We start from the raw sequence: 13,302 nt of genomic DNA on the forward strand, positions 1-13,302 counted from the left end.
AGGTGAAATGCCTTGTACTGTTGTCACCGCTGTTAACGAAGATTTACCAAGCGTTAGAACTGGTATTTTAGATATTGCTTCATCTTTAGTACGTGCTGATGGTTGCTAACCTTGGTTAGCGTCTCGTTAGGCATAAACTCTTTTACGTAGTCGACGTACAGTTCGTTTTTCAAAAACAGCATGTAAAGTTTGGGATCGAGCTTACCCGAGGTGGCCATTTCCGTCATGAGTTCCAAAGCTTCGCCAAGGGTGTAGGCTCGTTTGTAGGGCCTGTCGTCAGAAGTCAGGGCTTCGAACGTATCCGCTATCGCCATTATTCTCGATTGGATGGATAGTTTTTCTTCTTCTAAACCTCTTGGATATCCGCTGCCATCCATCCTTTCGTGGTGATTAGCCGCTATTTCTGGGATGTTTCTCAAGTGATCAGGGTAGGGAAGCTTGTTGAGCATTGCCATGGTTTGCACCACGTGATCATTGATCAAAAAACTTTCTTCTGTAGTGAGTGTCCCTTTTTTAACAGAAAGATTATAGATTTCGCCTAAATTGTATTTCAGCTCACCCGGTTGCAATATGTAATCTTGTGTCCATAGATCAGAAGTCCGTTCTGATTTGTCCCAAGCGACTTGATGGATCACTTTGTCGGCAAGTAACGACTCCCAAACGGGCAGACTTTCAATTTTGTAATTGCGGCTGACGTTCATCCAACCAAGTCCGGTTTTGTCACACAACGTCCGTTTCCACTTTCTGGTTGAAATAGTTTTTATACGCTCAATGTCGTCATCAGTGAGCTCGGTATCACCGCGGTTGCATTTGCCAATAAACTCAAACTCTTCATCGAGCTGAGTGTGCAATACTTCTAACTCTTTTGTTAACTTCTCTTTGTCGCCACCTTCACTCACTGCTTTCCAAAAGTCTGTTTCAGCCTGTTGCTTGACGAGTTCAAATCTCATTCGTACCTCGTGAATGCGGTCGTAAACGGTTTCGAGTTTGGTCGCCTTATCGAGTACGTGCTCCGGTGTGGTTATTTTACCGCAATCGTGAAGCCAAGAAGCGAGCTGAAGTTCCTCCCACTGTCCAGCGGTCATGCCAAACTGAGGGTAGTAGTTTTCGTCTTTAATCACGGCATCAGCGAGAAGAGCCGTGAGCTTAGGTATCCGCTGGCAGTGGTCACTTCGATAGACGGATTTGGTATCAATGGCATTGGCAATTAATTCGACGAACCCACTGAACATCGCTTTTTGTTGTTGCATTTGATCGATGTTTTCTTTGGCTATTTCTGCGAAGCTGACGAGTTCTTTTAAAAATGCGTGTTTGTCGTTTTGCTCTTTGGTAATCGCTCTTTCATAACCCAGTAGCAAAATGCCAACCAGTTGAGAATCTCTATTGAGTAACGGGAACAGATAGATATCAGAATTGTAGAACTGCTCGCGATAGAGGTTGAGTGCGTTGTCATGTCGATTTAAATGTACGACTTCGCCTTTGCGTAAATCTTCTTTTAACCATGCGGTGTCGAGCAGAAAGTGATTGATATTGATCTTAAAAGGAATAATGGCATGGTTGGCAGCGACGACAAACTGTTTATCTGATTCTGAAAAAGAGAACAGCTTGATGGTTTCGGCTTTGGTCACCAGGTAACTTTGGTGGGCTATGGTTTTTGCCAATACGTTGAAATCTTGGTTACTGGCGGTTTCTCTTAACAAGTGCAACAAGTCGTGCAGCGTGTGTTCCATCAGTTCGATGGACTCGGTGAGATTAGCTACCTCCGTTATTCGGCTTTTGGGGTAGCGTGTCTTTTTAAAATCGAATCGCGCAATGTTGTCGGTTAAATTGACCAAATTTTTAATTGGAGATGCCAACCGTTTAGCCGCAAGTAACACAACGACAAAACCCACGGACAGCAGCAACAAAGCAACGATTGATTGTCTATCTCGCATGGACAATAGGTCTTTTAACAAATCGTCTTGCGGTGTGGCTTCTGCCAACAGTAGTTGAACATTTTTGTTAAGGTAAACAGGGGTTAAGGTAATCGCCCAGTTGCCGTTGGTCGCTTTGTAAATTTCGAAAATGCTCTGCTTACTAAGTCTATTTAGCACGGGTGCAAACTTAGTATCTTCCATCGCTCGCGCAATATCGCTCTGTTCTAAATCTAGGTTCAAATTGGCCTGATGTTGTGCCAAAACCTTAAACTGAGTATCAAACAGTACCAGCTGAGACTTTCTTGAAAAGCCAAGTTCACTGATTTTATCGGACAGTGATTCCAAGGTGAAATCTGCACCCACTACCGCTTTGGTGTCTTTCGATTGGCGAGAAAACGTAACGCCGTTTGTTTTTAGGAAGTAGAAAAAGTAGGGTTCGGTTAAACGTACTAACCCATCGCTGTCAGCGTTGGTGTACCAAGGTCTTACTCTCGGATCGAACTGGTTATCATCACTGCGAGTAAAGCCAATTTGCTTGTTGTTACCGTCTAGATAATAGAACTCATTGGTTCCATCGATTCGAGTGTAGTTGATAAGCAAAACGGCTTTTAAAGGTGCATTAAACCTCGCTCTGTCTTTGATAGAACGAAGGGGACGCATCATCACGAAATCCCCTTCTTGGTTGGCATAGTACAAAGCGACCAAGTGCTTGTTTCGCTCAAATATCAGCTCGATAAAGGAAAGGAATCTTAGCTCCTCTATCGGCGGCCCATCTTTAATAACTACTTCGGAAAGAGCCATGTAATCCAAGGTTGTTAATATAGGAGCGGCATTTTGAGTAAAAACCGATTCTAATGTGGAGCTATTTTCATGACTCAGTGATCGGGCGCTACCAGTTAACAGCGCTTCAGAATGACGATAACTAATGGCAATCAGTATCGCGCCAATAATGGCAGTGATAACGACAAAAAGGGTAGTGATGTGCAAACTGAGGGAGTATCGACGCCTGATCATGAATGCTCCTTTACAAATTTATAAGTAAAGTATTGTTCATCGTTGCGACTATGCAAAAAAATCGACATTTTTTAGGTGGTTAAATTTTGTAATAAAACCAAGTGAGTTCTCAAAACAGGTTGAAGAATATGCAGTTTCTGTTTTGTTTATCGCCAAAAAAGCTATGCTAAAAGTACAAAGTTTAGACAGTGGAATAGTCATGATCACTTTGAATTATCAGATAGAAATATCGGCGAATGCAGAAAAGATCTGGTCAGTATTGACCGAACTTGATAAGTACAAACAGTGGGCGATTGCGTTCTCTCCTGATTCCCAATTTTCAGGGCAATGGCTTGAAGGTGAAAGCGTATCTTTTTTTGACCCCAATTTCGGTGGCACTAGGGCTTTGATAGACAGGGTAGAGCTAAACAAAGCGATTGAATATCATCACATAGCTATCTTCAGTCCTGACCACTTACAGGATATTGATAGCGATGTGGCAAAGAAGTGGATTGGTTGCCGAGAGACTTACGACATCACCCCACTAGAGAACAGCATAATATTAAAAGTGACCATTGAAACACATCCGGATTTTGTCAATATGTTCAACAGTGGTTGGCAGCAAGCATTACCTTTAATTAAGCTTGTATCTGAGCAAGACGATGGGGCGACAAGTTGATACACTAGTCTTACCTCACTTAAACGTTTAGTTCAAAATGAATCTTGTTGTCGATACTCATACACATACTTATGCAAGTGGCCACGCCTACAGTACGTTAATAGAAAATGCGCGAAGTGCAAAAGAGAATGGGTTACAAATGTTCTGCACTACGGATCACTCTGAATCCATGCCAGGGGCTCCCCATTATTGGTTCTTTTCAAACCAGAGAGTGCTGCCACGCTTTCTAGAAGGGGTGGCTGTGATTCGAGGTGTGGAATCAAATCTATTAAACCCACAAGGTGAAATCGACATTCATCATACGGTTGATCGCAATCTCGATTGGGTCATCGCGAGTTTTCACGAACCAGTGTTTCGACCCCAAGACAAAGAGACTCATACTCAAGCTCTGATTAATGTAATTCAAGGTGGGCGAGTAGATGCTTTAGGGCATCTTGGTAATCCAAATTTTGACTTTGATTTTGAACGAGTTATTTCCGCTGCGGTGGCTCATAATGTGGCATTGGAAATCAACAACACCACGCTAAAGGGAAACAGTCGTGTTGGCAGTGTCGAAAGGTGTTTTGACATCGCCCAAATAGGCAAAGAGATGGGAGCGTTTTTTACCACGGGAAGTGACGCTCATTTCTGTCAAGATGTGGGTCAATTAGAGCTGGTAAGCCGCTTACTTGACGATGTATCAATACCTGAGAGCAAGGTGATAACCAGTAGTAGCCGCCAGTTTCTCGATTTTCTAGAGCTTCGCGGCCGCAAGCCGATAGAAGAGTATTCTGCTCTATAGCTTTTGAGATTAGATTGCAGTTCAAGTCTGGTACTTGAGCTGTGCTAAATCGCTTTGGCTTAGATAAAGTATCGCCGTGTTATAAAATTGATACAATTCTAATTTTTCTCTTAACACTTGGTTGTTTACACTGTGCATTTCAACTCAACATCAATAGTGACCCAATGAAAAAAATCGCCGCTATTTTGCTTTCTTGTGCCTTAAGCATGAATGTTTTTGCCAATGACTTTGACCTTAAAGCTGCCATGAAGGAAATGGGGTTAGAGTTTAAGCAAGCAGCAAAAGCGACGAATGTTGAAGAAATGCAACGACCAGTTAAGCGATTAACGGATTTGGTACTGCAATCTAAAACGGGCGAGTATCCCGCTGAAAAACAAGATTTGTATATGCAAGGTTTTGAAAAACTGCACTCAGCGTTAGTCGATGTACAAGGTCACTTAGATAACCAAGATTTAGAAGCAGCCCAGCAAGCCTTACGAGTGGTTGATGACTTGAGAGTTGAGTATCACGATCGACGCAATCCAAGCATTTGGAGCCTAATTTTCGGTTAAGCTATGACCATGATTGGATTTTTCGATCATGCGGCTGTCTTTGTACTACTAAGTCTATATAGTGATATTAATATAACTTTACGCTGACTCATTATTGGGTAATCGAGTTCTAAACAGAGAAGCCATGCGAATAGGTTCTAAGTTTCATTTTAATATGTTACTTGCCAGTGCTCTAAGTTGGGTACTGGTAACAATGATGCCTGTTATCAACGCGCATGGTGCGAACGCTGGCGTCTGGGCCACCCTCTGTACAGTTAATGGTTTTGAACTGATTCAAATTGAAGAAGGGGAAGCAGAAACGCACAACGGCAAGCCCTGCCCATTCAGTCACTTCTCCAGTTTTCACCAAGACAGACTTCCAACGACACTAACACTTCAACAACGCGGCTATGCGGAGTATGAGCGATACACTTTTTTGGCTCTAAGTGTTCGCTATGAAACGCATATACCCAGGGCTCCACCTCTCTCACCTTTTTCTTAAATTACAAGCAAGTAAAACTATGATCCTTCCCCTATACAGGGACTACAAGAAGGACAGAAATAAGTAAAGTAAGTCGCTCAATACCGATTGCATTCCTTTTACATGGGTATGCGAGGTTTTGACGCGTATAAGAAAGGAAAAAGTAATGATGAGCGATCAGAAAAAGATCGAACAAAGCTCTAAGCAACGCGCAAAATCCCTCTATTTTATGACTTGGCGATGGCATTTTTATGCCGGTCTTTACGTCATCCCTTTTATGCTGATGTTGTGCGTGACAGGTTTGGTCATGCTGTTCGATGATGAAATTGAACAGGCTCGTTATCAAGAAATCTTAGTGGTTGAACCACAGCATCAAATGCAGCCTGCGTCGCTACAACTCCAAGCGGTGAAAAAGGCCTTTCCGGATTATCAGATTACCCAATACGCACCTAGTAAGAGTGAAGAACTCGCTTCAAGGTTTAGCATACGCTCTGAAGGTGGAGAGTCGCTGGTTGCCACGGTTAACCCTTACACGGCAGAGGTATTGGGAACCTTTGATCGAGGCAATAGTATTTACGGCCTTATGGTAGATATTCATGGCACACTGCTTATCGGGAAGTGGGGAGATTACCTTATTGAGATCTCTGCGAGCTTGGCAATCCTGCTGTTAGTCAGTGGCATTTACTTGTGGTTGCCGCGAGACAACGCCTCGAAAGCTGGTTTTCTAAAGCTTCGCCGGCGGAGCGGTACAAGAATACTGATGCGAGATCTCCATACTAACCTCGGCGGTACACTCTCTTTAGTTCTGCTGTTTTTCTTAATTTCGGGCTTAGCTTGGGCAGGTGTTTGGGGGGCGAAGTTAGTTCAGCCATGGAATACTTTTCCAAATTTCTATACTTGGGGGGAAAAGCCAGAATCTAACATGACTCATGCGCACTTAAATCACGGTGCGGAGAAAGAGCTGCCGTGGAATCTTGAGCTAGCCGAAGTCCCAGAATCACACGATCATTCAAGCATGGGGCATGGTGAGCACCATATGATGTCCGAACAAGCCGTAGATATTGACCACGTGGTAGCTACAGCTAAACAACTGGGGTATGGCTACTTTAAAGTGTTTTTCCCTACCAGTGAGACAGGTGTCTATACTATAGCGGCGAACACAATGGCCGGTGATATCACGACCCGCGAGACGATCGAACTACCCATATTGACCAATACTCAGGCCAAAAACTGATTGACGTAACTTGGGAAGACTACAGTACGTTTGCCAAGTTTATGGCGGCGGGAACCTCATTGCACCAAGGCGACCTGAGCCTTGTAAACAAAATAGCGAATGTTATCTTTTGTCTGGCGTTTATCTTGGTATCAATAACTGGCGTTGTGATGTGGTGGATGCGCAGGCCTAAGGGCAAAAACGTACTGGGTGTACCGCCGAGATTCGAATCTGCTGGGATATGGAAAACTGGGTTATTTACCCTAGTTGCGATAAGTCTTGCGTTTCCAATGGCAGGTGCTTCAATTGTTCTTGCCCTAGTGCTGGATTGGTTGCTTTTCAATCGAGTAGAGCGATTAAAGCTCGCACTGAGATAAAAAATAGAGCCAGCATTCGCTGGCTCTTCTATTTTTGATAAAGCTCTAGGGGAAGGCCATCAGGGTCACTGAAAAAGGTAAAGGTTTTTCCAGTAAATTCATCCATTCGTATTGGTTCGCACATAACATTGTGCTTAGCGAGATACGTGATGGCTCTTTCAATATCATCGACTTCGAAGGCGAGATGCCTCAGTCCCTGAGCTTCGGGGTAGCTTGGTCGGGCTGGTGCGCCTTCAAAACTAAACAACTCTATTTGTCCGCCATCTGGTAATGCGAGATCCAACTTGTAGGATTTTCGCTCTTCTCGGTAGTGCTCACCTAAGATGGATAAGCCTAATACCTGATGATAGAAACGCTTGGATATTGGGTAGTCTGAGCAGATGATTGCGACGTGATGAATACGATTAAACATTGGGAAATTAGCGACCTAGAAGTAAAGTTGTCATTTCTGATCCAGTTTAACACCCTATGAGTTTCTGTCTGTTGTAAGTTCACAACTTGAATGTTTTATCCATCCAGATATTTTCGATTGATATTTTTCTAACCACTTTTGCGCGGCATAGGGAAGGGAGTATTGCTGAACATCGAGCAGATAAGCCGCGTAAGCGATCTCTTGGTTAGATAGGCTAAATGCGCTGGTAATATCGGCAGCACACTGAGATTTTTTGTTTAAGTGAGTGGATTTAGCCACTTTGAGCCAACCGCCAGAAGGGTTGCCGCAATCCCAAGGCAAAGAGGGGTTGATCCCCCATAACGAGTTGGATTCACACGCTTGCTCATAAGGGGGAAACTCGACAAATTTACCGGCGTAAGTTTCTTCTACCCAGTTGGGACTCCAATTGAAGATGAGAATTGGCGCTTTGTTATTAATGGCATTAATGAGCATCTGGTTGATTTCATCGCCACTGGATAAAGTTTCTACCCGAAAAGGCAACTTGAGAGCTCGAATTCTTGCCATGTCAGGCTTTTCCCAAGGTCCAGAATAGTAAATTCCCTTTGTGCCACCATCGGCAAATATCGCGGCACAGTATCTGAGTGCTTTCCAATCAGGTAATCCGGGACAGAGTGTCTCTACGTATTCAGGATACCACCAATCTTCTCGCGTAGTGGCGTTGTGCACTGTCGCCTGCTCCAACTTACCTGCCTCAACAAGCTGAGAGAACTTGTGTTCCATTGTGCCCTGCCAAATTTCAACTTGAACGTCGGCAGCGCCACTGGTGAGATAAAACCACTGACCGTTTGAAGGGGCCGTTAGAATTTCGCTTTCTACTCCGGCGGTTTGGAAAAGCTGGTGTAAAGCATGAGTAAGTACCCGTTGGCTGGCCCAGTCAAGTTCTAGCAAAACCACTTTGTCGCTGGCTGAAAGGGAGAATGATGCAATGAGAGCGAGTAAAGCACCTCGAATCATACTGTATTCCTAATACTGTTTTTGTTTTCTAATAAGTTCTTAAACGCTTTAATATTAATTCCTTTAGCGTATAAGAACCCTTGAGCTATATGGACTTTTTTACTCAACAACCAAGCTTCTTGTTCTTCCGTTTCTACCCCTTCTGCCACAATGCTCAAATTAAATAGGTCCGCCAAGTACAGGATGCCGCAAATGACTTTAACCGACTTCTCATCGTGGGGTAGAGATCTCACAAAACTTTGGTCGAGCTTCATCTGGTCGAAGCCAGTTTTGATCAGGTACTCCATGGTAGAAAATCCGGTGCCGAAGTCGTCAAGGGTTAAAGAACAACCTTGTTTGCTCAACCAGCGAAAGTTTTCGTAGGTTTCGGGCTTTTCCTGAAGTGATGTCACTTCGGTAATTTCAATGTCCAATTGGCTCATTTTCAACGAGCTATTTTTCATAATGTCGATAAATGCATCTTGAAAAGCAGACGAACTCAGTTGCTTTGGTGAGGCGTTGATACTGATTTTGAAGTTGCGCGGTAAAAGAGAGCTAATACTCTCTAGTTCGGTAATCGCCTTGTTTAATATCAAACTACCTAGCTGGACAATTAGACCTGTTTTTTCTGCCATTTCTATCAACTGGAAAGGGGCTTTGTTCGGTAAATCAGGTAAGCGTAGTAACACCTCACAGCCAACGACCTGATAATCTCTCATATCTATTTTGGGTTGATATACAAGTTCAAAAGATTGATTTTTGATCACATCTAACAGTTGGATGCGAATGGCTTGCCGCTCTGTATTGGAATCGGCCAGTTGGCGGTCGAATAGCTTTACACAACCACGGCCGCTGCTTTTGGCTTTTTGCAGCGCGGCATTGGCGTTGGTTAATAGTTTTCTCGGGTCGTGGTACTGATGCGGTTGTACTCTAAGCACACCGACAGAGCAAGTCAGGGTGTACGTAGAGCTCAGTACCATTTCATTTAATTCTAATGAAGTGACTTTTTCCAACCGGTGAAGTGGTTCGCTGAACCCTTCTTCGTGTGAAGAGGTAATATAAACGAAGGTTCCGCCATTTAATCGACCTATAAAACCTGAGTTCCCCATACTCTCTTCGATGTGCAAGTACAATTTGGCGAGAACAACATCCCCGCGGTCGTGTCCAAAACTATCATTGAACTGAGAAAAAGAGTCGATATCGATAACAGCGATAAGCCAATGATTCTGCAAATTCTTGATCACTTCATCGAGCTTTTGATTGATTCCCCTTAGGTTTTGCGCCCCTGTTAAGGTATCGGTTTTGGATAGTGTGTAGGCTTTGTCAGAGTCTTCTTTAAGAAAACTCAAGTAATCAGAGGTCAGTTTTAATGAACGGTTAAATACAGTGACAAACTGACCAATTTCATCGAACTGGTGGTTTTTTGGTAAGTCGATGGGAGTGAGGGTTTTTCCATCCTCAGGTGGCCACCTTTGTTCAACTTGACTGGCGATTTCTTGAAGTGGTTGCGCAACATCCCGTTTAAACAAACGAATAAACACTAGAGTGAGGATAAACAGCTCAATCATCACTGTTCCCAGAGTTGAAAGCAGTATTTCAACAATCATAGTAGAGCTAACGGTCGTGTTAATCGTGCTTGTAAACTGCCGACGTAAATCTTTCTGGTGCTCTCGCCAATTGGCTCTAGATAAATGATATCTGAACTGATTTTGTTTCTGGTATTTCCCGCTAGCCACTCGTTTAACCAAGAGGGTAGAGCGCGTGTTCTTGATGTCTCGACCAGTGAATGTGAGCGACGCTGATGTCGGTAACATCTTTTACAGTGATGTCACTGTACAGGTCATAGGCGTCCAATCCATTGACGATCGTTTGTGTATGCACCGGATCGACATTGTACAAAGAGAGGGCAAGCACATTACTTAGCCCAGAAAGTTGTTGCTGTGCGGTATCGTACCGATTACTGACCTGATATTTAGTATTGAGTACCAGCAGTATACTGCCCATGATTAAAGAACAGGCCAGAAGAATAAAGGCAGCTTGAGCAGTATATCTCGCCATGACACTTTTAGTGTGGAAGGCTTTCCATGTCATTTTTGAATGTCGCTTTATTGAGGGTCTATTACTAGGTATAGCAAAAAGAGAGCGACTTAGAGTAGTTGATTGCGTTCGGCTAAGGGGAGTTGTGCGGTGAAGCAAAACTAACCTCTAGCTCGACCTGAATCGTCAGAAGACCTACCGAGATAGATGCAGATGCATAAACTCCACCAACTGTTTGGTAATGAAAGATTGATAGCTTATGGGACGGAAGTGAACATACAAGGTTAATGGTGCCAAAGGCTCATCTAAAGCCAGTTCGATCAGTTCTCCTTTTTGAATCTCTTCTCGGCAAAAAATGGTTGGTAATGCGACAAAGCCGATACCTTTGACAGCTGCCGCTTTTGCTATAAATCCGCCGTCAGCGTTAAAAATCGAGTTGACCTTAAGACTCTGGTATTCGGTTGACCCTGTCTGGCGAAATACCCAAGGGTTGCCGCCAAATGCTTTATAGCTTGAAATACAGGGGAGCTGTTTTAACTTATCTAGAGTGTTAGGGGTTCCAAGGCGTGTTAAGCAATTTGGTGATGCCAATACGCTACTTTCCCACTCACAAAGTGGCTTTGACACCCAATCTTTGCCATCTAACGGGCCTCTTTCAAAGCTAATGACCACATCAGGTTCATTCATGATGGCGTGTTCTAATGACGTGCTGTGCTCACATAGTAGTTGGATGTTGGTATGTTTGAGAGCGAAGTCTGTCAACACGTCTCCAATCATCGGGATATCTGGAGAACTCAGTCTAATGGTTCCTTGAAGCATGCTTGGTGCTTGACACACTTCGTTGAGGTGTTGATTAAGGGTATACAGAGGCTGCTTAACATTTCGGTACAGCATGTTTCCTGTATTGGTAGGGGATACCTTACGAGTGGTTCGATAAAACAACTTGCTACCAAGTTCGGACTCTAGTTGCTGAATGTATCGACTGATGTTGGAGCTGGGAACATCTAAATGCTCTGACGCTTTAGCAAAACTGCCGCGCTCGTAAACACATACAAAGGCGTGTAGCCATATATTATCAATTCTATCCAACATAATAATCCCAATATACAGGTAATAGATTCCCATTTTATCCTATTTAATGGGATTTTGGTGAAGTGTAAAGTGACGCCAGTGCTTTAATAGCTAAAAGGAAAGTCAAACAACATGACAAAAAGTGTGTTTCGCCATTCTGGGTATCAGTTCAAAGTGGAAAGGTGTGGCAGTGGGCCAAACCTTTTGATTATAGGTAGCGTCGATTACTACAAAAAAGTCGTGCCCAAACAATTACATCAATATTTCACCTGTATTTATCTAGATCATCGCGGGTTTGCAAAGCATTCAGTAAACCAACCCGAGACAAGGGTAAGTTTGCAGACCATCTCAAATGATATCCAAATGATCTGTAATGAACTTGGGATTATAGACACCTGTCTCTTGGGGCATTCAGGGCATGCCTACATGGCGCTCCATTTCGCTACTCAGACAAAGATTAACATCAATCAAGTCTTTTTAGTTGGTGCAGCGCCAAGTTTGTCAGAGAGTATGCAGGCCGAGCAGTTAGCCCATTGGCGTGACTTTGCCTCAAAGGGGAGACACGAGTTATTAGAAAAGAGCATCGCCATGTTAAAAGAGGATATCGCTGATGACCCTGAACGAAAATTTGTCCACATCTGCCGAAGACTAGGCCCAATGCGTTGGGCGGACCCGAGTTTTGATGAGGCGAAGCTCTGGGATGGGGTAAACACAAATACTATGCTATTGGATCACTTATGGGGAAAGGTGTTTCGCGATATCAACGTAAATCAGTTTGATAGTAGTTTAGATGTTACGGTTATCTATGGTGAGTATGACTTTAGTATTGCTCCCATTTCATGTTGGTCGGAGTTTTCAGGCATTTTTAGTTCACTCAAGCTGATAACAGTGAAAGGCGCAGCGCATACACCAATGTATGAGCAACCGATGGAGTTTATCAAGATTATCTCTGAGCAATACCAAGCAGTGGCATCAAGAGTTACTGATAGATTATAAGCAAGCAGGACTTGATACATTATTGTTTGATGATTGATTACTGAACTCTATTTTAGATGCTTTTAAAAGATTGATAAATTATAGTAGGTTAACTATTTCAATTAACTGAGAGGGGAAGAGTGATTCGTATAGTGTTACTTTTATCAGTTTTCTTGTTCGGTTGTGTATCAACTCAACAAAAAGATATTAATTATCGGTTTGCTTTATGCCCAGATAAAACAAACGTTGATGATAAGCAGTATTTTGAGCAATGCTTAGGTGAAAAATATCCTGAATTGCCGAATGAACTGAAACGAGCTTTTAAATTTATTCGGTTGTACTATTTCTATGATCTTAGTGATGAATCGATATCTCAGTATTTGGATGTTGATAAAGCTTATACGAGAGATCTGTTTTTGAACTCGATTTCAATAACTGATTCGCAGTTAGTCGATGAGGTTCGCGTAAAGAAAGCTGAAACAATACTTAAGCAATGTAGTGATTTTACTATTGAGCGTATCTCTTATCGAGTTGGCTATATGGATGAGAAGAAACTAGTAGATGCATTTACTTATTATATAGGTGTAGCTCCCGAGTTCTATCCGACTAACTGTAAGTAACTTTTTTTGAGTAATTTATGGTGATTAACGCTATTGTTTATCAGGTCAAAACTAACTATTTACTCTGGAAATAGTTGCCTTTTCCTGTTAGCTTGAAGTGATGAAATCAATTTCAATCTTCACATCATTCTTTTTCTGGTGGCGCTCTCTTTAGAGCGGCACAGAATTCTTACATTCTTACGCTGCTGGAAGGTAGCCTAAGAATGTCATCTCTTTTTGTATCTCCAGTAGCAAACTATTTA

Annotated in this window: 12 protein-coding genes and 1 pseudogene; 7 read left to right on the top strand and 6 right to left on the bottom strand. The window is 42.9% G+C overall.

What is annotated here, in order from left to right; all coding sequences use genetic code 11:
* Positions 1-53: 53 nt before the first annotated feature.
* Complete coding sequence (locus BLO31_RS10720) at positions 54-2,930, bottom strand: HD domain-containing phosphohydrolase (protein ID WP_070965848.1); 2,877 nt, start codon at positions 2,928-2,930, stop codon at positions 54-56.
* Positions 2,931-3,129: 199 nt separating this feature from the next.
* On the opposite strand from BLO31_RS10720, the gene BLO31_RS10725 reads away from it, so the two are divergent.
* From BLO31_RS10725 to BLO31_RS10745, 5 genes and pseudogenes are all read left to right on the top strand, one after another.
* Positions 3,130-3,588 (top strand): SRPBCC family protein, encoded by a 459-nt coding sequence (locus BLO31_RS10725; protein WP_070966636.1) that lies wholly within the window; start codon positions 3,130-3,132, stop codon positions 3,586-3,588.
* Positions 3,589-3,625: 37 nt separating this feature from the next.
* Positions 3,626-4,369 (top strand): phosphatase, encoded by a 744-nt coding sequence (locus BLO31_RS10730; RefSeq protein WP_070965851.1) that lies wholly within the window; start codon positions 3,626-3,628, stop codon positions 4,367-4,369.
* A gap of 164 nt (positions 4,370-4,533) precedes the next feature.
* Positions 4,534-4,920, top strand: coding sequence for a cytochrome b562 (locus BLO31_RS10735; RefSeq protein WP_070966639.1), 387 nt, complete (start codon positions 4,534-4,536; stop codon positions 4,918-4,920).
* A gap of 124 nt (positions 4,921-5,044) precedes the next feature.
* Positions 5,045-5,401 carry a hypothetical protein gene (locus tag BLO31_RS10740; RefSeq protein WP_070965856.1) on the top strand — a complete coding sequence of 119 codons (357 nt, stop codon included), beginning with the start codon at positions 5,045-5,047 and terminating at the stop codon, positions 5,399-5,401.
* Between the two features lie 148 nt (positions 5,402-5,549).
* Positions 5,550-6,970, top strand: a pseudogene (locus tag BLO31_RS10745) (PepSY-associated TM helix domain-containing protein).
* 28 nt (positions 6,971-6,998) lie between these two features.
* Here the strand turns inward: BLO31_RS10745 and gloA2 are convergent.
* From gloA2 to BLO31_RS10770, 5 genes are all read right to left on the bottom strand, one after another.
* Positions 6,999-7,382, bottom strand: coding sequence for an SMU1112c/YaeR family gloxylase I-like metalloprotein (gene gloA2, locus BLO31_RS10750; RefSeq protein WP_070965859.1), 384 nt, complete (start codon positions 7,380-7,382; stop codon positions 6,999-7,001).
* Positions 7,383-7,436: 54 nt separating this feature from the next.
* The gene (locus tag BLO31_RS10755; protein WP_070965862.1) at positions 7,437-8,378 is read right to left on the bottom strand and encodes an ABC transporter substrate-binding protein; all 942 of its coding nucleotides are present in this window, start codon (positions 8,376-8,378) and stop codon (positions 7,437-7,439) included.
* Positions 8,375-9,925, bottom strand: a complete 1,551-nt coding sequence (locus tag BLO31_RS10760) for a putative bifunctional diguanylate cyclase/phosphodiesterase (protein ID WP_070965865.1) — start codon at positions 9,923-9,925, stop codon at positions 8,375-8,377. Before BLO31_RS10760 ends, BLO31_RS10755 begins: the two co-directional genes overlap by 4 nt.
* Positions 9,926-10,097: 172 nt before the next feature.
* Positions 10,098-10,448, bottom strand: coding sequence for a hypothetical protein (locus tag BLO31_RS23515; RefSeq protein ID WP_070965868.1), 351 nt, complete (start codon positions 10,446-10,448; stop codon positions 10,098-10,100).
* Between the two features lie 141 nt (positions 10,449-10,589).
* Entirely contained in the window at positions 10,590-11,486 is an 897-nt protein-coding gene (locus BLO31_RS10770) for a LysR family transcriptional regulator (RefSeq protein ID WP_139158993.1), read from the bottom strand.
* Positions 11,487-11,597: 111 nt separating this feature from the next.
* On the opposite strand from BLO31_RS10770, the gene BLO31_RS10775 reads away from it, so the two are divergent.
* Entirely contained in the window at positions 11,598-12,461 is an 864-nt protein-coding gene (locus BLO31_RS10775) for an alpha/beta fold hydrolase (RefSeq protein ID WP_070965874.1), read from the top strand.
* Between the two features lie 119 nt (positions 12,462-12,580).
* The gene (locus BLO31_RS10780) at positions 12,581-13,060 is read left to right on the top strand and encodes a helix-turn-helix domain-containing protein (RefSeq protein ID WP_070965877.1); all 480 of its coding nucleotides are present in this window, start codon (positions 12,581-12,583) and stop codon (positions 13,058-13,060) included.
* Positions 13,061-13,302: the final 242 nt, after the last annotated feature.

It is taken from the genome of Vibrio sonorensis (assembly GCF_001854765.1).
Classification (GTDB): Bacteria; Pseudomonadota; Gammaproteobacteria; order Enterobacterales; family Vibrionaceae; genus Vibrio; species Vibrio sonorensis.